This is a genomic window from Acinetobacter sp. G11, assembly GCF_049808495.1.
Taxonomy (GTDB): domain Bacteria; phylum Pseudomonadota; class Gammaproteobacteria; order Pseudomonadales; family Moraxellaceae; genus Acinetobacter; species Acinetobacter kookii.
This window is the reverse complement of sequence record NZ_JBNCAT010000040.1, coordinates 1-21209: the sequence shown is the minus strand read 5'-3', so window position 1 is coordinate 21209 and position 21209 is coordinate 1. Positions and strand designations below refer to the sequence as shown.

Genomic DNA, 21209 nt, shown 5'->3' with positions numbered 1-21209 from the left:
TATGGCTCATCAACTAGGATTGCACGTGGTTGCTGAAGGAATAGAAAATCAGGATCAAGCCCAGTTTCTAAAAAAATATGAATGTGATGATTTTCAGGGCTACTATTTTGCCAAACCAGCTGCTCTTAGGGAGCTTAAACTTAATTATAAGTAGATAGGATGAGTATGAAAATAAATACTGTTCCACTCTAATAACGAATACAGTTACGTCCGCTATTTTTAGCCTGATAAAGTTTATTATCCGCCATTTTAAAAACTTCGCTCACATCGGTTGAGCTTTTAGGCCAAAATGCGATTCCAATAGACAGGGTAATTGGGCCGATAGTATTGCTGTTGCTTGATTCCATTGTTTTTCTTAAGCGTTCCGCAGCATTGTAAGCAACCTTAGGGTCTGAAGTGGTCATTAATACAATAAACTCTTCGCCTCCTGTCCGACAACAGATGTCTTCGTCCCTGAAGTTATTTTTCATCAAACTGGCCAGGGTTTTTAAAACGGCATCGCCTTGATCATGACCATAGCTATCATTCACATTCTTAAAAAAATCGATATCAATTGCCAGCACAGCAAAACTTCTTCCTAAACTCACCAATTCTTTCAAGAAAATCTGCATACCGCGCCGATTATATAAACCCGTCAGTGGGTCAGTATTCACATGATGACGTAATTCAGTAATCTTTTCACTGAACGTTTGCGAGCTGAGTAACAATGACGTTCTAAACTTTAAAACTTCAAAATACCAGGGATCGACTTGTTTGATTTTATCTTGAATGTCTGGTTGATTAAGCATGCTGGCCATTTTTGCCAAACTGTTTAAAGGTGAAGAAATAAAGCGTGACATTCGCCAGACAATAAAAAAGATAAACAAATAAAAAATTAAAATTCCAACTGAAACTTTTAAAAGAATATCATTCGCCTGTTTGAACAACTCTTCCGTCGGTTGCTGGGAAACGATAATCCAGTTCACACTGGGAATATCTGCAAAACCTGCCAAATTTTCGACACCCCGACTATTGATTAACCGGACACTTCCCATCCGTGTACGTGTCATATAATCCAGGCCAGTATTATTAATAATTTTTTCTCCAATTCTGCTCGGATCAGGATGAAAAATAATTCGATTCTCCTGATCAATGACATACATATAACTTTTTTTAAAGTCATACTCAGTTGAAAGCATTTTCTGAATTAGATTATTTTTTTGTAAATAAATTGTGCCACCCACCATACCCTGATAATTTTTATTCTGGTCATAAATAGGTTGAGACAGCAGCACAACAAGGTTATGTCTAATTGACCAATAGGGAGGAGAAATATACGTGCTTTTATGCTTTAAAGATTCAACAATTCCCACTGATTTATATGAAATATGGGGGCTCAAATTTAAACTTTGCGGTGCAAAAGAGATGACTCTTCCCTGTTTATCCACAATTAATAAGCTATTAAACTTGTTGGACTGATTTTTAAGACGCTTTGCTTCTTGTTGTATTAACTGAGGATTAGAAAAGTCCTGTCCTAACAGGTCAGCACTATATTTTAACTCTTTGAGCATATCGTCGAAATGCTGATCTGCGCTGTTGGCAACTTTTGAAGCATATTTGACATTCACTAAAAGTGAATTCTGAATTAATTGGTCTTTAATGACATAATTGAGAATAAATACAGAAACAATAAACAAGCACGAAACACTGATAATAATCGAAATCAGGATCAGTTTGCGAAGATTTAATTTAAGTGCCAAGAGAATCTGTTTCAAAAACCTGATCCCGAACGAGTGTGACTTTATTTACATTCTATAACATATTTAATGATTAATTTAACAAATTTATTTGAAATAAACTAGATCATTTATGCTTTTAAGCTCTGGTCTTGAGTAACTGGAACCCGAGCTTAATGCGTAAATCACAGTATAATTTTAAAGTTGAAAAATTGAAAAACTAAATTATAAATTGCCTCAAAATTTACTGTCAGCAGTTCATTTTACTTTATGCGAACAATAAGAATTCTGAAACTACGGCTAATACTGCTTAAGATTCAGGGCTCAAATCATTTTTACAATATGAGCATTTATTTTTAAAAAATATATTTACCGAATAATCTATTAGCTTGATTCAATGTCATACACCCAGTTTCGTGCTTGTTGGTCGGTTATAGATTCACAGACGTAATAGTCGTGATCCCATGCATCTTGATGGAATATCTCTTTCTTAAAGTAAGCCACCTGTTTACCATTTTCGATACAAACAAAGCTTTCGCCTTGGTCTTTGACTTGGGTTCCATTAAGGAAACCGCCTATGCAGAGGAATCGGGATTGTTTGGGCATTCAATAAATTTATAAAATAAATCATATATATTACACTACAGACCATAATCATCAAACTTATGATTAAATGAGTTATTATCATAAATTCATTCCATAGAACCATACTTTCAAAATTAGTGAGAAAAATGAATCAAACTATTGAACATGAAATTACTTTTAACACCTTTTCATTTTATACACATCAGATAAAAAATGCCTTGGATATTTATAATGATAAAACATCTAACTTATTTTTATTAAGAGATCCAATTTATAGTTTCTTCAGTGGACAGGAACTAGCTAAAGAGCATTTTAATAAATATAAGCCAACTGTTTTATCAGAGGGACACCTTTTCTATTTCCTAACACATGAAAATTTTGTAGATTATATAAGAGAAAATTATGAATATTTCTATATATGGTTACGCGCTTGTTACTATTATTGGACAACTCACGATCCTATGTGCAAACTAGGATCTTTAATTTTTCCATTAATCCAAGATTTTATTAAGCCTTCTAAAACTATTACCTACCTTTTTCAATTACACACCTTGCAATCTGTAATTCATTATTTAATTCAGTACGAAGATCCACTTTTAGATAAAGCTCATCAAATTCTTGTTGGATACTTTCCTGCAGAAGAGGAGTATAAAAATAAATTAGAATGGGAACTGCCAATTTTACTTACACAAGATCTTATTTTATCCCGAAAACCAAATACCGAAGAAAATAATGACATACGCACAAAAAATATTCAGAGCATCAAATCTATATACGACGAAGAATCAGAAAACTTCACCCATGAAGGGAAAATTCAAATTTTACTCAAGTTATTCTTCCATGAACAATATTACGAATACTCTTATCAAGAGCTAATCAAAGTTTTAACTGAAGAAGATATAATTAATACGATTAAATCAGGAAATACAGAGTTTCTTAAAAATATTTTTGCAACAATTTTTGAAAAAGGAGATTATCCTAAATGTGTAGCATTATTAAATTTAATTAATCAAAATGAAAGTCAAGCTTCCTTTAGTAGCCAGCATGGAATCTTAATTCCAAATTATCAAAAATTTTCTTTATTGACAAATAATGAACAACTTAATTATTTGTCTTTAGATCAATACCCCAAGTACGAAAAACTTATAGATATAGAAAATCAAGCTTTAACTTTATCTACCGTATTAAAAGATAGCCCTTTAAATGTGCTTTATCAAAATGAAGGAAAACCATATGGTTTTCCTAATAATGAATTTGAATTCTCTGAATTTTTAGATGCAACTATTGATTGTTACTCTCTTAACTCAGATATTTACGAGCAGCTCAACTATTTAACAATAGTTCCTTCTCATAGTCATCCACTTCAAGCTTCTCTCAACAATCTCGGCAAGTTAGCACCAATCATAAATTATTCTTTAAAAGAAATGAAGGAATTCCATAACAACAAGAAATTTGCATTTTTGTTAAGTGAGAACTCTTTAATGCCAGATTATGAAAAAAACTTCATTAAAGCTTATTTTAATGAAGACATACTCATCATTGAAAATCCTTCAGAATATCAAATAAGAGAAATTCTTAATGACGTTAGCTTTACACACATATATATATCTGCACATGGAAACTATGAACACTCATCAAGACAAATAGATAGTTTAGAATTTAACAAAGGAAATGTAATACCTGTCTCAGTTTTTGACAATCTTCATAATTCGAGCGAATACCAGCGTATTATTATCCTGAATGCATGTTCAGGGGCACATCAAGGAATTAATTTAAACTTTTTCCATAAAGGTATCGCATCAAATTTGTTAAAAAATCAATTTGTAGTTTTTTCAAATTTATGGCCAATTTCTTCCGAATATGCAGTAATTCTAGGGATTCTTTTAATATTTAATTTACACAATAATGATGATTTACGAGAAGTTTATCATAGTACTTTAAATACTTTAAAATTAGATAACTCAGTTATTTCTGAAACTTTAAAAATGTTACATCCTGCTTTTGAAAGTATTGTAAAAAAGATATCTGATGTAGATAAATCCTTTGTAAAATTAAATGATTTTAGAAATTTAGGCGCATTTTGCCTATATAACTAAAAAATAAGGGCTGATAAATCAGCCCTTATTTTCAACTACTTAATCAATTAAGACAATTGAGCAGCAGCAATTTTCTTAGTATCGATGTCTTTAGCAGCATCTGTATACTCGCCCATCTTGTCGAAGTTCAAGTATTGGTAGATGTCAGCAGACATGCTGTCAATTTGAGCTGCATATTGTTGGTATTCTTCTGGAGTTGGTAATTTACCAAGTACAGCAGCAACAGATGCAAGTTCAGCAGACGCCAAGTAAACGTTAGCGCCTTGACCTAAACGGTTCGGGAAGTTACGGGTAGAAGTCGATACACAAGTTGTGTTCGGAGCTACACGCGCCTGGTTACCCATACATAATGAACAGCCTGGCATTTCAGTACGCGCGCCAGCTTTACCATAAATGTTATAGAAACCTTCTTCCATCAATTGGTGCTCGTCCATACGAGTTGGAGGAGCCAACCATAAACGAGTAGACAATGAACCACCAGGTACTTTATCAAGTAATTTACCAGCAGCACGGAAGTGACCGATGTTTGTCATACATGAACCAACGAATACTTCGTCAATTTTCACGCCTTGAACGTCAGAAAGAAGTTTAGCGTCATCTGGGTCGTTCGGGCAGCAAAGGATAGGTTCTTTGATGTCAGCTAGATCAATTTCATACACTTTAGTGTATTCAGCATCAGCATCAGCTTTAAGAAGTGATGGGTTCGCTAACCATTTTTCCATGTTCTCAACACGACGAGCCATAGTACGCGCATCGCCATAACCTTCAGAGATCATCCACTTAAGCATGGTGATGTTTGAACGAAGGTATTCAGCAACTTTCTCTTCAGAAAGCGTGATTGAACAGCCAGCAGCAGAACGTTCAGCAGAAGCATCAGAAAGTTCGAACGCTTGCTCTACAGTCAGGTCAGTTTCCATTTCTGTCAGGTCGATCTCAAGGATACGACCAGAGAAGATATTTTTCTTACCTTTCTTCTCTACAGTTAAGTCACCTTCTTTAATTGCGTAGTAAGGAATCGCATGTACAAGGTCACGTAAAGTGATACCAGGCTGCATTTTACCTTTGAACTTCACAAGTACAGACTCAGGCATGTCAAGTGGCATAACACCAGTTGCTGCAGCGAACGCTACAAGACCAGAACCCGCTGGGAATGAAATACCGATTGGGAAACGAGTATGCGAGTCACCACCAGTACCAACTGTATCTGGAAGAAGCATACGGTTTAACCAAGAGTGGATAATACCGTCACCTGGACGTAAAGACACACCGCCACGGTTCATGATGAAATCAGGAAGCGTGTGTTGCATTTGTACGTCAACTGGTTTTGGATACGCAGCTGTGTGACAGAAAGATTGCATAACGAGGTCAGCAGAGAAACCTAGGCAAGCCAAGTCTTTCAATTCGTCACGAGTCATTGGACCAGTTGTATCTTGAGAACCAACAGTCGTCATCTTAGGTTCGCAGTAAGTACCTGGACGAACACCTTGACCTTCTGGAAGACCACAAGCGCGACCTACCATTTTTTGAGCTTGAGTGAAGCCTTTACCAGTATTCTCAGGTTGAACCGGAGTACGGAATAAAGTTGAAGGTGCAAGACCTAAAGCTTCACGTGCTTTAGCTGTTAGACCACGACCAACGATCAGGTTGATACGGCCACCAGCACGCACTTCGTCTAGAAGCACTGGAGTTTTAAGTTCAGCTTCAGCGATTTGCTCGCCATTTTTAGAAGCAGTCACTTTTGCAGCGGCATGATCGATGTTAAGAACGATTTCGTCGCCCATGTTCATGTTAGCAACGTCGATCTCGATCGGTAATGCACCAGCATCTTCCATCGTGTTGAAGAAAATCGGAGCGATCTTAGAACCTAAGCAGTAACCACCGTCTTTTTTGTTCGGGATGTGAGCGATTTCATCACCGAAGAACCAAAGTACAGAGTTAGTTGCAGATTTACGAGAAGAACCTGTACCAACAACGTCACCTACATAAGCAACCTGGTTGCCTTTCGCGATGAGTTCTTTGATTTGGTTTAACGGACCAACTTCACCAGGAACTTCCGGGTTGATACCGTCACGTACGTTTTTCAACATCGCATTTGCATGTAATGGGATGTCTGGACGGCTCCAAGCGTCTTGAGCTGGAGACAAGTCATCAGTGTTGGTTTCACCAGTAACTTTGAATACTGTTAATTTGATTTCTTCTGGAACATCTTTACGGCTTGTGAACCATTCAGCATCAGCCCAAGATTGAAGCACAGCTTTTGCATTTGCGTTACCCGCTTTCGCTTTATCAGCTACGTCGTGGAATGCATCAAATACAAGAAGAGTTTTTTTCAGCGCTTCAGCAGCAAGCTCACCAAGAGCAGCGTCATCAAGTAAAGCAACTAAAGGCGCAACGTTATAACCACCAAGCATAGTACCTAGTAAGTAAACCGCACGTTCTTTAGAAACTAATGGAGAAGTTGTTTCACCTTTTGCCACAGCAGCCAAGAAAGCAGCTTTAACATAAGCAGCTTGGTCAACACCTGCTGGAACACGGTTTTCAAGCAAGTCAACTAAAAATGCTTCTTCTCCAGCTGGGGGATTTTTTAATAGTTCAACCAAGTCAGCTGTTTGAGCATCGTCAAGTGGCTTCGGTGGGACTCCGAGTGCAGCACGTTCTGCAACGTGTTGGCGGTAAGCTTCTAGCACGGTGTTATTCCTCTTTTTTAAAAAATTATTTACGAATTCCAGCTTATTCAAAGCTTCGCAAATAATATGGACTGCTAAATTTTACTAAAATTCCAGTTAAAAGTTAATGCAAGTACAGTGTTTCTTTGTGATGCCCATTATTTTGTAGCTAAATGATGCGCATATCGATTACACAATAAGCAAATCCTTCACTTTTAAAGCTTTTTAATGATGAAAATTCACTTTTAATGGAACATTAAACATAAAAAAGACAACCCTATGTTGCCTTTTTTGCTTTTATAAAAATATTCAACCTTAGTGGACAGTGGTTGCTGTTAAATATTGAGCTAATTCCGCGCGATTCCCGGTAAATTTAACGGCACATTCATCTTCAAATAAGCCCTGATACTGATTACTGGCAAATGAAATATCAACCAGATAGCGTGGATAATGCTGATCTGCCAATTTTTTGCGCAGAAACACTTTATCTCCCACACTCAGGACATAATTTGCCCCACCAATAATCGCTACACCATGCTCATCTTCCAAGAGCAAATCTTCATGATGCAAGTAGCCAATCACATCCATATTTCTACTCCAGTCGTTATAATTCTTTATCTCATTATTCAATAACAAGATAAGCTTTTCTATATTTTTACTTAAGCAAATGTCACAATTTATTTTTTAATTTTGCTTAGGCTATTTTATAGATAGATATAAAAAAACCGTTCATTAGAACGGTTTGTAATTTGGCATCTTGTCATGCGGCGTGGCGATACATTTTTCGGTAATTTTCTGCTTGAATTGATTACGGCTGGCTTCCGGATCTTGAGTGATTTCCTGCAATGGAAATGCATAAACCTGTTCAATAATATCCAGAATAAAGGTTTTGGTGATTTGATCTTCAATCTTGTTGGCGTGTTCTATAGCTGCCTCTTTGGTAATGGTATTTTGACGGTCATACATAATATTGTTTGCCGCATTACCCATACTCGTACAATAGCCTTTCCACTGCTCTTCAGGTGTTAATGGCTTCTTTTCAGTACAGCCCACCAAAGCAACCAATGCCATCAAAGTGAATAACTTTTTCATCAATGTTTCTCCTGTTGCCTCCTATCATAATCAAAGTTAGGCAAAATACGAAATCATGGAAACCTCATATCGAGAAAAATCATGAGCGAGAAATAAGATGAATGATACAAATAAGATAAGCCCTATTTTAGCTTAAGGTATTCAATAAATACGTGGAATGAAACCTGTGTATGTTTTAACTCACCCGCTTTAAATGATGCACGCCATTTAAAATAATCAGCCAGTTACAAATTTCAGTTATAAAAAAACAGCGATAGGTAGCGATTCATTTGCATAAGCTCAAACATAGCTGTATGCTTAAGGACAACTAGAAAAATAGTTTGTTCTGGTAAATCTTCTTGTATTTCGCAGTTTTAGTCATAATCCTTCGTTTTTCAGATTTAAAGTTCCATTCTTCTTTTCAAGTTAAATTATCTGGCTTTTCAATAAGCTAAAAACATTTTTATAGGATTGTATTATGTCTAACACTGTAAAAGGCACTGTTAAATGGTTTAACGAAACTAAAGGTTTCGGTTTTATTCAGCAAGAAAATGGCCCGGACGTTTTCGCTCATTTCAGCGAGATCACAGGTTCTGGCTTCAAAACTTTAGCTGAAGGCCAACAAGTTGAATTCAGCATCGCTCAAGGTCAAAAAGGCCCGAATGCTGTAAACATCGTAGCACTATAATTTTAAAATCACGCTTGCCTGCTGCAAGCATGATTTTTAAGAAGCGAGAGTTTGACTCTCGCTTTTTTTGTGCTTTATAGAATGCTTATGCGCTAACTTATGGCGTTTTATTTAACAATTGATCTACCAGTTCATTGATTTTAGTTTCGGTACTCCGCCATTTATTTAATGCAAATCCTCCATTGCCCTTTAATCTGAAGGATGCTTCAGACACCTGGCGGCCATTCTGAATCAAGTTAAACCGTGCAGACACCATATATGGCGCAAGATCCCATGCTCTTAAAGCCGTATAATGCAGTGTAGTCTGACAGAAACTTAAATTATCGGTTTCTTTGTAGGTTTGTGCCTGAATGTTGTAGCGTGCAAAACTCTTCACAATCAATTGATCAAAATTATTAATGATGACTTTTGGATTATGAACAATACATACCTGCTTAATCGACTCCGGATGAAATCCAGTGCTATGATTCACCTGAATAGCCGTACAACCGGTCAAGCCACTCGCCACCATCCCCACAATCAATAATTTTTTCATTCTAACCCTTCTTATAATTAATAATAAAACAGTAAAAACAATATTTTATATCATAAAAACCGCCCGAAGGCGGTTAATGATGAAAAGAAGATCACACCGCTAAATTTAGAAGCGCCAGTTATAGAACACGTCGATCGCACGTTCTAGTGACTGACTCGCTTCCAGATATAAACGCTTGTTCATTTGATAACGCAGGGTCAATTTGTTGACCGGTGTAAATACCCCTACACCATAACGGATAAACAGGTCCGGCGTAATATAACCTGTCACGCTTACCTGAGTATCATCTCCCGTTCCCTGTGCATCCAGCGCCAGACCGCTCAGACCAAAAGTACGTCCAATCTGGTTGGTGAGAGCGCGTGTACCGCCTAAGCCCATACTGATTCCGGCAGCCGCAATGGTATTGTTGACATCGGACCTAAAGCCCGCCTCCTGACTGATACCACTAGCCCCTTCATTAATACGGCCGGTAATAATGGCATTTAAGGCTTCCTGTTCAGACAATCCGGCATCGTTATAGACCTGAATATTCGGACTGGTTGCAGTACCTGTTACGCGCACCCCAACCAGGCTACCCTGTACGGTCTTATTGGCATCGATATCCAAAGTCGGGTTATATAAAGGACCGTTAAAACGTGCAATCGCACGATTCAAATCCAGGCTTTGTCCATACGCTTCAATTTTTACCCGTTGGCTGACCCCAATTGCACCATTGGCACGCATGGCGGTTTCAAGTCCACGTTGTGACAGATACAAACGCCCTGCCAGTGGAATACGGCTATCAAAGCCCTGGAAAATCACCTGATTACCTAAATTAACCATGACATCGGCACGGATATCCCAAGGTCGGGCTGCCCTTAATATGGCCAGCTGATCTTGTCCTTCACGCACGATTCGCACATCTGAAGATACATTGACCACCGGTGCAGAAGCTTCAGGCATCGAGATTAAGGCACGTGGCACATCCACCTTACCGCTTAAGCTTAATTTCTTCTTAAACGGCAGCACATCTAAAGACAAATCCGGAGTAACCACAGCGGTGATTAACGGCGCCTGACGCATAAGCAGGTTTTCACCTTTTAAATGCAACTGAATGCGGGGATCATCTTTCCAGTTTACACTGCCGGTTAATGCGCCTGCACCTTGACCACTGTTAAATGCCCCGTTAATGGTGGCATGATCCTGGCGAATGGAAGAATAGACCTGAATATTGGTTAAATTCACCGGCAAGGAAATCATGCTGATGGCACCATCTTTCAGGCGCATTTCACCATTAAATAAAGGCTGCGTTAAGGTACCTCCAATCTTTCCGGCAAAAGACAGGTTGCCAGCCATTGAACGAACATCTTGAATAAAAGGCTTAAAGACTTTCAGTTGTACCTGATCGAAGGCGATCTCACCGCGCATCGGCATACTTTTTGTATAAGGATCTATAATGACATTGGCATAACCGGTACCGATTTCAGGGGTTTTTACATCTAAACGAAGCTGTAAACCCTCAGCGACACTTTTTGCCACCACTGCAATTTCATTATACTTCAGTGTAGAACCCACATCTTGGGGATCTTCAGCTGCCAGCCCGATCACGCCACTACGTGTCACCAGTCGTGCATCAATTTTTGGTTTAGCGCCTTTTACCCAGGCGGCTTTGGCATAGCCATTGACCTTACCGGTAATTTCCAGACCTTCCGGCATAAAGGCAGCAAAATCATTTAAATCGACATTTTGGGTAATGAATGAAACATTACCTCTGGTTTTACTGACCCGAATCGGTTGGTCAAAACACAACTGGCTTTGCTGACTCGACCAGCAATGTGCACCGACAAACAATTCGCTTTTGGCAGAACTATAAATCACAGAAGCATTTTGACGTTGGACCAAACGTGCACGTAAAGAATCAAAATCACCGTTCTGGATTTGCCCCAGCCAGTCATTTTTCGCATTAAAACCACCAGCCAATTGCACATAGAATTTGGAAATCCGGTTTTGCGCCTGTATTTTCAGAATGTGGGCTTTACGTGTGCCCGCCAGTGAAATTTCACCATGCTGAATCTCACGCGCACCGCTACGTAAGTTATCCATTTTCGCAGTCATCAACGTCGGGGTGAGCTCTGAAGTCGGCAATTCACCTTGTATCCGTAACTTTTTAACACTGAATAACTGGTTAAACCCAAAATCATCAACGGCCAGATTGGCCGTCGCCTGCAAGCGTGGCTGGGATTGCACATTCAAATAGCCATAGGCACGACCACGCAGACCGCTGTAAATTTCATACAAGGCCGGTGCATTGATTTTCAGTCTTAAGTTCTGTGCATTGCCTGTGGCCTGAACCTGATTTTTTGCGTAAGAAAGATATAAGTTATTGGCTTCAAACTGTTGTGGCAAAAAGCCTTTTTGATTTGAATTAATCACCATTGCCAAATTTCCTGTTCCGCGAACAGGTTTATTGTTGATAATACCGGCGATATTCAGTTTCTGGATATTAATACGTTTTAAGCTGTCCGACCAAACCCCTTCAGTTTTCACATTACCGGACAATTCACCGCGCACAGACGAGACAAAATAATGCGGTTTAAAACGTACCAGGGATGCATTGATATTCCAGCCCAAACCATTTTTAAGATGGAGCAGACCACTGGCATAAATTTTCCCGGCAATGCCTGAATGTTTCAATTCATCGACTTTAACCAGTTCTGGCGTACCGGAGATTTTGAACTTGAGCATGCCTTCGCTAGCCGGAATCTGACTGGCATTGAGTGCACCGTCATAATTGACGGCAAAACTTTTAAATGCGCCACCTGCCTTCTGATCATTAAACAGAATCGCGACCGTACTACGTCCGGTTAAACGTACCGTTTCGTTATTATTTTGCTGCGCCAGACGCCCGGTTAAATTAATTCCGTTCAGATGGATAATCTGCTGATTCGGTTTGGCAAAACCGTTGGCTTTGACTTGCCCATTGAGCAGATTCACCGGTGCAGCCGCTGCAACCGTTTGCGGATTAAAATCTTTGGCATTGAGAATGGCATTCCATTTCAATTGCCGTTTTTTGGTTGGCAAATCTACTTTGGCACTGCCGCTTAAACTGCCTTTACCCGCCACATAACTAAAACTCGGGATATTTAAATCATTATTTTTGAAATTGAGCTGTGCGGTATACAAGCCTTCAGGCAACCATCCCTTATCATTTTTGCTCACCGCAGTGGCGACATGAATATTCTGCCTGCCTTCAACCAGCGCCAATTTTGCGTCGCCCGATTTACTGCTTAACCAGCCCACATAAGGTACGGCGCGATCAATATTTTGCCAGGCCACATTCAGCAGTATCGGATTGGGTTTTTTGCCCTTTTGCTCGTCCTGATCGAGCTTTAAGTTCCAAGTTTCATAGCGGTCAAAATCAACCAGTGCAGTTAAATGCAGGCCATTTTCCAGACGGCCTTTAGAGGCAATTTTGGCATCCAGACTAGGCGGCAAGAAATCCTGGATGATTTGCGGAATCAGTTTGTCTTTGGGATTAATTTTATCGACACGGCCATTCATGTCCCAGGTGACACGGTCTTTCCAGCTTACCACACCTGCAACATTCACCGCCCCATTCATGAGCTGGCCATTTAAATTGCTAATGTCGAGCTGATGTACCAGGTTGGTATGCATGCTGCCGTTATATTGGCCTTGCGGAATATTCTTGCCACTTAAGTCCGTAATCGCGTCGATATTTAAACGCTTAATGTCCCCATTAAATTTAGCCACGCCTTTCTTGGTATACAGTTTTTGTTCCGTCAGCAAAGGCCAATGGTAATTTTTAAACTTTAACTCGCCAAACATCGGCACATGTTTGCGTACCGGATGCAGCACCACCCAACCGGTCAATAAATCTGGAGTATTGGTCGCCACGCCTGCCTGAATCGTATCTAAAGAGCCGGTTGCCACCACCTTGATATCATGAATATTCAGGCTTTTATGCAGTGCAGGTATGTTCAGATCTCCCACAGCATCTAAAGGATATTTCCCTTCAAATTTCATGTTTCCGCTGGCATTTTTGACGGAAAGATAGCCCATATCCATCCGGGAATCTTCAAACTTCAATTCTGTACCAGACCACAGCGCATTATTCAGATGGATATCGTGAAACTTTACACTGGAACTAGCAGTTTTAATCAACAGATGATCGACATCTGCCGTATCTAAACGCAAAACAAAGGGCAAACGGATTTCATTAAATTTAAATGGTTTATCACTCGGTGGATGTTTGCTGATAATTTGCAGATTGCGCACATCGGCACGATTCAGATGAATTTCTTTTTTCAGGATGGCACGCCAGCCCAGGGTGACATCTGCGCGGTCGATTTTAACGTCGACAGGTTTGAGCGTGACTAAAATATTTTTTAAGATGATGCCACTGAGCAGATTACCGCCTTCATATTCATAATGAATAATCTGCTGACGCTCTAAAACACGGTCCAGCAGGAATTTGCTGCCTTTATCGGTACTAAACATGACGGCGAAAGAAGCAATCAGCAACACAAACACGATAAGCAGCGTAAACAGTACACTCCTTAAAATACGACGCTTTTTCGGTCTAGGTGTTTCCGTTTCCGGTTGCTGTTCTACTTCAGCCATAATACTCTCTAAAAACTAAAATTTATAAAAACCAGCATTTATAATTGTGAACCAATAAAGAAATGCAGACGTATTGGATGATTGTCATCAGAAATACCTGAAGCCACATCTATACGGATAGGGCCAATTGGCGATGCCCAACGCAGCCCCAAGCCCACACTGTAGGCAGTTGGCGTATTAAAATCTTTATCGTAAGCATTGCCGACATCACTAAAAATGGCTGCACGCCAGCCTTCTTTAAATTGATAGTTATATTCAAGTGATCCCACAGCCAGGGCCTGACCACCGATTTTAAATCCATTTTCTTCCGGCGATAGACTTTTATAGTCAAAACCACGTACTGTCTGGTCACCCCCGGTAAAATAACGCAGGTTATAGGGCACCTTGCTAAAATCCTGGGTCAAGATATAACCTAAATCACCCCGCCCGACAAACTGGTGACTATCATTTTCACCCAATGAATAAATAAAACGCCAGCCTGCGTTGAGAATGGCCATATCGGCATCGGACAATAATGACTCGCTGCCAAGTTCGACCTTATAGGTCTGCTTAAAGCCCTTACCCGGGTTTACGCGTTTATCACTCGTGGTCAGTGATGCTTCATAACCCAACAATAAAGATTGCTGCTGGTCATTGGCATTGGCAATAAATGCATCCGGAATTTCATTGGCATTAATGGTTCCTTGCTGGGAAATCTGGTCCAAACGATAGCGAAGACCAAAAGTATGTTGCCAGCTACCACGCGGTCTTTTAATAATTCTGTCAGCACCTGCCACAGCAGATTCAATCATCAAGCTATTGCCCTGTGCCACATCATCACGTTCTTCGCGTTCATAACCGCCCACGATACTGATATAGTCATTGATGGGATGGTGATAGGGAATATTATAACGTCCATCTATAGACTGGCGAATTTGCGAAATTTCCATGTTGGCATCAAAAGAATGCCCACGACGGTTGACTATGGCACGGCGGTACTGAGCACGTAATCGTGCTCCAGTATCGGAACCATAACCCGCCCCCAGTTCTGCACTATTTAAACGGTCCGCATTCAAGGTCACGATTACCGGAATCTTTTTCTCTTCACGTGCCTGAACTTTTAAACGTTCTTCTTCAGATTGTTTGCTTTCCTGCTCTGCACGCATTTGACGCAGATTCTCGTCACCTTCAGTTTCATCTCTACCCGCAAACTGGGTTTCATCGGCTACAGATTGGGTCACTTCTCTGGCAGAAGCGACCTGTTTTTTATCCTGAACCGCAGCTTCACTTTCAGAGATTTTCTGCTGATCGACCAGAGCCTGAATATCGGGTGGCAGTTCCAGCGGTTTTTCAACTGGATCTGGCCGTATTGCATCCACCAAGGTGTAATTAAAATAACGCGAGTTGGTGAGGTTATTGGCTAAGCCATTGACACGCCAAAAGGTATAATCGGCACCATCTTCCCAGGAAACCATGCTTTGCAGAACATCCATGTCAATCGGAAATGGCTGTGACGGATCACTCATGCGGAATTCAACTGGACCTAACTTGTAGCGGTCTCCCGTTTCATAGCGCAGATTTACATCGGCCGTATTTTGCGGCTGGGCTACTTTGACATCATGCAGGCGCCAATAGCTGTCAAAGTAACCATTATTGGTGGCAGCATCGCCAATGCGGGTTTTGGTTTCTTCATATAGACCATGATTGAAAATATCACCTACATCCTGATCGGGCAAAAGCCTAATCACCTGAAACTGGGGCTGATTTTGTCCTGCACCGCTAAATTCAATATTCTGTGCTTTAATTTGTACCGGTGCATTTGCCGTCACTCTGACCCGGACACGACTCTCACTGAGTTTCTCGAATTTAAATTCGGCATTGTAAAAGCCGACTGCTTGTGCAGCCTGATTCGACAGCGTTCTCAGCTGCGGCAATGCCGAAGGAAAATCACTGAAGGATTCCCGGGTAAAGCTGGAAAGTTTGGCCCTGATATTTTCTTTCAGATTTTCCATAGCCTGTGCATAAGCCTTGGCGGACACATCGCTACTATTGGGTGTAGGGACAATAATCACATCGGCACTGATACGATCCAGCTTGGCGGTGTTGAGTTGTCGCGGCGGACGTATTTTATACAACCAGCGTTTAAAGAAATTCGGTTCTTCAATTTCATCAGTGGGTGCCTGTTCAGGCAAGGTTTTACCGGCTGCATTAGCTTCAACCACAATCTGGCTATCGGCCTGAATATTCGACATCAGCTGATCAATATTCACCGGTGCCTGATTAATTTCAACCAGTTCCTGTTGCGTGGCATCTGAAACCACCGCTTCTGTACCCTGACCTGCACGGTATTGCTGAGCTTCCTGTTTCGCCTCTTCAGCCACCCGAAAAATTTCATTTGCCATTTCTGCACTGACAGGAGTAATCGGCAGCTCTTCCAGATCCTCAAATTCAATCGGCTTGAATTCTTCCAGCGGCTGTGTTGCCTGCTCTTGCTGCTCCAGCATTTGCAGGCTGTCAGGTTCAGGCGGGTTTTGTTGCAGGTTTTCCAGTTTTTCCAGTTCTGCACTGCTGCTCATGCCCTGCTGAACAGCTTCATTCTTGAGCTGTTGCTGAAATTCTGCTTCAGTGAGAGGAGGATTTGGCTGATTGGCTTGTGCAAAACTGTGCTGAGCCAGTAACATGAATACCAGACTGAGTCCGAATCGTTTATGCTCATTGTTCCACTGTAAAATGGAATTGACACTTAAAGTAAGTGCCGACTTTTTAAAATTCAGTTTTGAAAGCATAAAAAACTCTAAACTCATATAATATTTGTAATGGAAACGTCCGATGAAAGCTTGCTAACAAACTCAAATCTATTGGAATTTTCCCAAAAGTATAGGTTGAAAACATCATACATGATTTTTATTGTGTTTTACCAAATGCTCACATTTCTTAATAAAACTTAATGAAGCCCAGAAACCATGGAAAAAAATGAACATCTCTTAGGCACACGTCGATTTTTACCGATGTTTGTTACTCAATTTTTCGGGGCCCTGAATGACAACGTCTATAAACAAGCCTTGTTACTGGTCATTACCTATGGTTGGATCAATCAGCAAGCGGCCAGTGTCAGTACGCTGAATAACCTCGCAGCCTTGTTGTTTATTTTACCCTATTTCATTTTCTCTGCGACAGCGGGACAGATTGCCGATAAATACGAACGCTCACAACTGGTACGGGGCATCAAGATTCTTGAAATCGTGATTATGCTGATTGGCTCTGCGGGCTTTCTACTGGGACATTTGTGGCTGTTATTGGTGGCTTTATTTTTAATGGGCACTCACTCGACCTTCTTCGGTCCAATCAAATATGCCATTTTGCCGGAGATTTTAAAGCCCAATGAACTGATGTCGGGCAATGCCTTATTTCAGTCGGGAACCTCGATTGCCATTTTGGTCGGGATGATTTTAGGCGGTGCAGTCATTTCCGCATCTGACGGTAATCTGATCTGGATTAGCCTCACCATCGTAACCATTGCCGTTTTAGGTTATCTCTCCAGCCGTTTTGTATTAAAGCAAAAAGTGACTGCACCCGATGTCCAGATAGACTGGAACTTTTTTAGAACCAGTTTTCAGACCCTGGGCTATGCCAAAAGTTTACCGGTGGTGTTTCTGATTTTATTGGGCAATTCCTGGTACTGGTTTTATGGCGCGACCTATCTCACCCAGATTCCGCAGCTGACTCAACAAAACCTGCATGCCTCTGAAAATGTGGTCAGCCTGCTATTAACCTTCTTTTCTGTCGGGATTGGCGTGGGTTCGTTATTGTGCCGCAGAATTGGCGGTACGGAAATCAATTTGAAGATGGTTCCCATTGGGGCAATTGGCCTGACTGTGTTTGCTTTTTATCTGGCAGCAAGTTTGGCTTTTGTTCCTGAACGTACAGGCGAGATGCTCGGCTTAAAAGATGTCTTTACCCAAGGCTGGAGTTATTATCATGTCATGCTTGCTGTGACATTGCTCGGCATCAGTGGCGGTTTTTATATCGTACCGCTTTATGCCATGATGCAGGCCTTTTCGCCACAATCACACCGCGCGCGGGTGGTTGCTGCAAACAACATTCTCAATGCCGTATTCATGGTATCCTCTGCAATATTCTCCATTATCATCTTAAGTATATTTAAGATTGATATTAAAATACTTTTTAGTATCACAGCGATTCTAAGCGCCATTTTCACTACATGGCTCCTGTTCAAGCTCAAGCCCATGCTTGCTGCACAGCAACAAGATGCTTTAGAGGATTAATTTTATGCGCCAATATACCGGTATCGACAAATTTATTCATTCGTTTGACCAGGCACTACGCAGTCTGGTTCCCGGAACGACCTCTGCACATCGTGAAAATCCAGGCCATGATGCAGAAACCAAATTAGGGGTTAGCGAAGCACGCCATGTCGCAGGTTTAATGCGAGTCAATCATAGTGGTGAAGTGTGTGCCCAGGCGCTTTATCATGGTCAGGCTCTCACCGCCAAACTCCCGAATGTACGCCGTGAAATGGAACAGGCTGCAATTGAAGAACAGGATCATCTGGCCTGGTGTGAAGACCGTTTAAAAGAACTGGATAGCCATACCAGTTTGCTCAATCCGGTTTGGTATGGCCTGTCTTTTGGTATGGGTGCAATTGCCGGTATTGCCGGTGACAAATACAGCCTGGGTTTTGTGGCAGAAACCGAACGTCAGGTCAGCTTGCATTTACAGCATCACATCAGCCAGTTGCCTGAACAGGATGAACGTTCACGTAAAATATTGGTGCAAATGAATGAAGATGAACTGCACCACAGAGATACGGCACTGAACGCTGGCGGTGTAGATTTGCCAGTACCGGTCCGGATTACCATGACAGCCATTTCCAAACTGATGACCAAGACCAGTTATTATATTTAATCTGCTTTGGCATGATTGAGCCCACTTGAATGTGGGCTTTTTTATGCCTATTTAATTGAATGTTTATGCTGAATGAGCAACGTATAAATCATCCGTGCCAGTAAAATACAGCCCACCACAGCCAGTATAATATAAATATCCTGATGATAAGGCAGTATTTTTTCCCAAAATATATGTAACCAGTGACTGATCTGCAAACCCACACTCACAACAACAAAAGCCCAGATAAAACAGGCCAGCAGGTTAACCAGGATATATTTCCCTAGCGGATAAGCTTTAATTCCAATAGAGATGGGTAAAATGGTTCTAAGTCCCCATGCAAATCGCATCAATAAAATAGTCAGCACCGGATAATTGTCGATGACACTGCTGGCCTGAGCAAATTTTTGCCCCAGTTGCGGCTTGCTTTGTATGATTTTCTGACCATAACGTGCGCCAATCTGATAGTAAAATTGATCGCCAATAAAACTACCCGCCATCGCGACCATTATAAGCAGCCAAAAATGAAAAATATGCTGATGCACTGCATAGGCGCCGAGGATCAGGACGGTTTCACCTTCAAATAAGGTACCAATAAAAATGGCAAAATAACCATAATGTTGTAACAGATCAGCCCAGTTCATTTTTTTAATGTGCCTGATGACAATTTTACTATCATCATGAGATCACTCTTCATTGCAAAGAACAGTCTGGTTGCTTTATGAGGCGTTTATATTTCATCAGTAAAATAAAGTGATTGCTTGGTTGACCTCATCAAGATGTGTTGCTTTTAGCTTTGTCATGGGCATGACATTACTTATAGATCTTATTTATCTTTAATAAACTGTTTTTAAAAAGCTTTTTAACTCCAAGAAATGAATCTAAAAATATCAAAATAAGCCTGTTTTCTTGTAAGTTTTAACTTACAACACGTGTCTAAAATCTAAGTGGGATAAACAGGCTTTTATAGCACCATTTAATGCTTATATTTTTGTAAAATTTATACAATACGATGATCAAAACATATAAAAAAATTCATCCATATACTTTATAAAAATAAATACAAGCTGCACAAATAACAAAAAAACCAACAACAAAAATAATTTAAGGAGCAAGGTATGTCTACCCAGTTCAATTTTGTCTCTGTCAAAAAAAAATCTAATATTCATTTTGATGGTTGTTCTATCAGTCATGTGATTGAGTTGAAAGATGGAACCAAAAAGACCTTAGGCGTGATTCTTCCCACGGAACACCCTCTGGTTTTTGAAACGCTAGTTGCTGAACGCATAGAAATTGTTTCAGGCAAATGTCTGGTTCAGATTGGCAACAATCAACAGAGTCAAACCTATTATGCGGGTGAGTCTTTTTATGTGCCTAAAAAAACCCAATTTAAAATTATCACGGATGACATTATTGATTATGTTTGCCATCTGGAAGATCGTTAAATTTGGCCATGAATCAACCATAAAAAACCCCGGCATCCTGCCGGGGTTTTTCGTATGGGTTCGCTCAGTATAACTCCTGTCGTACCTTACAGTCCTTGTGCGTATCGTTATTCTTATTATTATGTGGAACTTCCTGTTCCTGATGAATCCATCATAGGAAATTGCAGCCAGGTCGTACAGGCGCAAAGGGCCGGAATTGACGTAAGCAAATGCGTACAAGACCGGCTAAAAACTGTCCCAGGTTTATCCGCAGAAATTGGGGATAATTTTATATCCTGGAATCTTGATAATCGTGCAAAAATGCCAAAATTGAGCGTTTTTAGCTGATTTTATTGGCTAAACATTACAGATTTGATTAAAAAATATACGAGTTATTAAATCGTGCGTTTTTTAATCTTTTTTGATTCTGTTTTTGATAAATAAGTATTTGATAAATAATAATATTTAAAAAATCATTTCGTATAACGGCCATTATATTAAATAACATGTGTTAGTCATATTTACATCTAGGTTATAAGAGATATTTTATAAAGGGAATAAGCGGTCAGAAATCACGCTTTTCATGATCATGGTGGTAGTAAGTTTTTTAACCCCGGGAAGAGCAGAAAGCTTCTCATCATATAATTTTTGAAAAGTACTAAGATCACGGGAAACTACATGTAATAGATAGTCAGGATCTCCAAATAAACGCTGTGCTTGAGTGATATTGGGGATATCAAGAATAGTTTCTTTAAACTTAGCAACGGTATTTTTATAACCATCTTTCATAGTCACAAATACAATAGTCGAAAAATTGGTGGTGTTTCAAAAAGTATGCTAGCGTTAAACAAATCCGTTATTAAGGTAAAAGAAAGTCAAATCAAAGGCTTTAAAATGATTTTCGAGCTTTTTAGAAAAGTTGCAA

15 protein-coding genes and 2 pseudogenes are annotated in these 21209 nt (G+C 40.2%); 6 read left to right on the top strand and 11 right to left on the bottom strand.

Translation table 11 applies throughout. The annotated features are described in order from the left end of the window. Position 1: 1 nt before the first annotated feature. Entirely contained in the window at positions 2-154 is a 153-nt protein-coding gene (locus tag ACPUEY_RS12520) for an EAL domain-containing protein (RefSeq protein ID WP_425122284.1), read from the top strand. Positions 155-188: 34 nt separating this feature from the next. Here ACPUEY_RS12520 and ACPUEY_RS12515 read toward each other — a convergent pair whose 3' ends face one another. Together ACPUEY_RS12515 and ACPUEY_RS12510 are read right to left on the bottom strand one after the other, a co-directional pair. Continuing rightward, a complete protein-coding gene (locus ACPUEY_RS12515) occupies positions 189-1754 on the bottom strand; it encodes a sensor domain-containing diguanylate cyclase (protein ID WP_425122283.1) in 1566 nt (521 codons plus the stop codon). Between the two features lie 345 nt (positions 1755-2099). Then, complete coding sequence (locus tag ACPUEY_RS12510; protein WP_425122282.1) at positions 2100-2321, bottom strand: hypothetical protein; 222 nt, start codon at positions 2319-2321, stop codon at positions 2100-2102. A gap of 125 nt (positions 2322-2446) precedes the next feature. Between ACPUEY_RS12510 and ACPUEY_RS12505 the strand changes: the two genes are divergently transcribed. Next, entirely contained in the window at positions 2447-4396 is a 1950-nt protein-coding gene (locus tag ACPUEY_RS12505) for a hypothetical protein (protein WP_425122281.1), read from the top strand. A gap of 47 nt (positions 4397-4443) precedes the next feature. Here ACPUEY_RS12505 and ACPUEY_RS12500 read toward each other — a convergent pair whose 3' ends face one another. From ACPUEY_RS12500 to ACPUEY_RS12490, 3 genes are all read right to left on the bottom strand, one after another. Further along, positions 4444-7083: a bifunctional aconitate hydratase 2/2-methylisocitrate dehydratase gene (locus tag ACPUEY_RS12500; RefSeq protein WP_425122280.1), complete on the bottom strand. Its 2640-nt coding sequence runs from the start codon at positions 7081-7083 to the stop codon at positions 4444-4446. A 294-nt stretch (positions 7084-7377) separates the two neighbouring features. After that, complete coding sequence (locus ACPUEY_RS12495) at positions 7378-7650, bottom strand: hypothetical protein (protein WP_131274427.1); 273 nt, start codon at positions 7648-7650, stop codon at positions 7378-7380. Positions 7651-7794: 144 nt separating this feature from the next. After that, positions 7795-8154 (bottom strand): hypothetical protein, encoded by a 360-nt coding sequence (locus ACPUEY_RS12490; protein ID WP_261181467.1) that lies wholly within the window; start codon positions 8152-8154, stop codon positions 7795-7797. A 457-nt stretch (positions 8155-8611) separates the two neighbouring features. Between ACPUEY_RS12490 and ACPUEY_RS12485 the strand changes: the two genes are divergently transcribed. Then, on the top strand, positions 8612-8821 hold the full coding sequence (locus ACPUEY_RS12485) for a cold-shock protein (RefSeq protein WP_092818258.1): 210 nt from the start codon (positions 8612-8614) through the stop codon (positions 8819-8821). Between the two features lie 97 nt (positions 8822-8918). Here the strand turns inward: ACPUEY_RS12485 and ACPUEY_RS12480 are convergent, their stop codons facing one another. The 3 genes from ACPUEY_RS12480 to ACPUEY_RS12470 form a co-directional block, all read right to left on the bottom strand. Beyond that, positions 8919-9356 (bottom strand): Sbal_3080 family lipoprotein, encoded by a 438-nt coding sequence (locus tag ACPUEY_RS12480; protein WP_425122279.1) that lies wholly within the window; start codon positions 9354-9356, stop codon positions 8919-8921. 105 nt (positions 9357-9461) lie between these two features. Further along, on the bottom strand, positions 9462-13976 hold the full coding sequence (locus tag ACPUEY_RS12475) for a translocation/assembly module TamB domain-containing protein (protein WP_425122278.1): 4515 nt from the start codon (positions 13974-13976) through the stop codon (positions 9462-9464). A gap of 38 nt (positions 13977-14014) precedes the next feature. Continuing rightward, positions 14015-16741, bottom strand: coding sequence for a BamA/TamA family outer membrane protein (locus tag ACPUEY_RS12470; protein WP_425122277.1), 2727 nt, complete (start codon positions 16739-16741; stop codon positions 14015-14017). Positions 16742-16918: 177 nt separating this feature from the next. Between ACPUEY_RS12470 and ACPUEY_RS12465 the strand changes: the two genes are divergently transcribed. Together ACPUEY_RS12465 and coq7 are read left to right on the top strand one after the other, a co-directional pair. Beyond that, complete coding sequence (locus ACPUEY_RS12465) at positions 16919-18241, top strand: MFS transporter (protein WP_261181464.1); 1323 nt, start codon at positions 16919-16921, stop codon at positions 18239-18241. A gap of 4 nt (positions 18242-18245) precedes the next feature. Beyond that, positions 18246-18881, top strand: a complete 636-nt coding sequence (gene coq7, locus ACPUEY_RS12460; RefSeq protein WP_092818263.1) for a 2-polyprenyl-3-methyl-6-methoxy-1,4-benzoquinone monooxygenase — start codon at positions 18246-18248, stop codon at positions 18879-18881. 47 nt (positions 18882-18928) lie between these two features. Here coq7 and ACPUEY_RS12455 read toward each other — a convergent pair whose 3' ends face one another. Next, on the bottom strand, positions 18929-19504 hold the full coding sequence (locus ACPUEY_RS12455; protein WP_425122276.1) for a DedA family protein: 576 nt from the start codon (positions 19502-19504) through the stop codon (positions 18929-18931). Positions 19505-19978: 474 nt separating this feature from the next. On the opposite strand from ACPUEY_RS12455, the gene ACPUEY_RS12450 reads away from it, so the two are divergent. Further along, complete coding sequence (locus ACPUEY_RS12450) at positions 19979-20305, top strand: pyrimidine/purine nucleoside phosphorylase (protein ID WP_425122275.1); 327 nt, start codon at positions 19979-19981, stop codon at positions 20303-20305. A 525-nt stretch (positions 20306-20830) separates the two neighbouring features. Here the strand turns inward: ACPUEY_RS12450 and ACPUEY_RS12445 are convergent. After that, a pseudogene (locus tag ACPUEY_RS12445) lies at positions 20831-21100 on the bottom strand (Lrp/AsnC ligand binding domain-containing protein); the annotation flags it as partial. 27 nt (positions 21101-21127) lie between these two features. Continuing rightward, positions 21128-21209: pseudogene (locus ACPUEY_RS12440) on the bottom strand (IS1 family transposase); the annotation flags it as partial.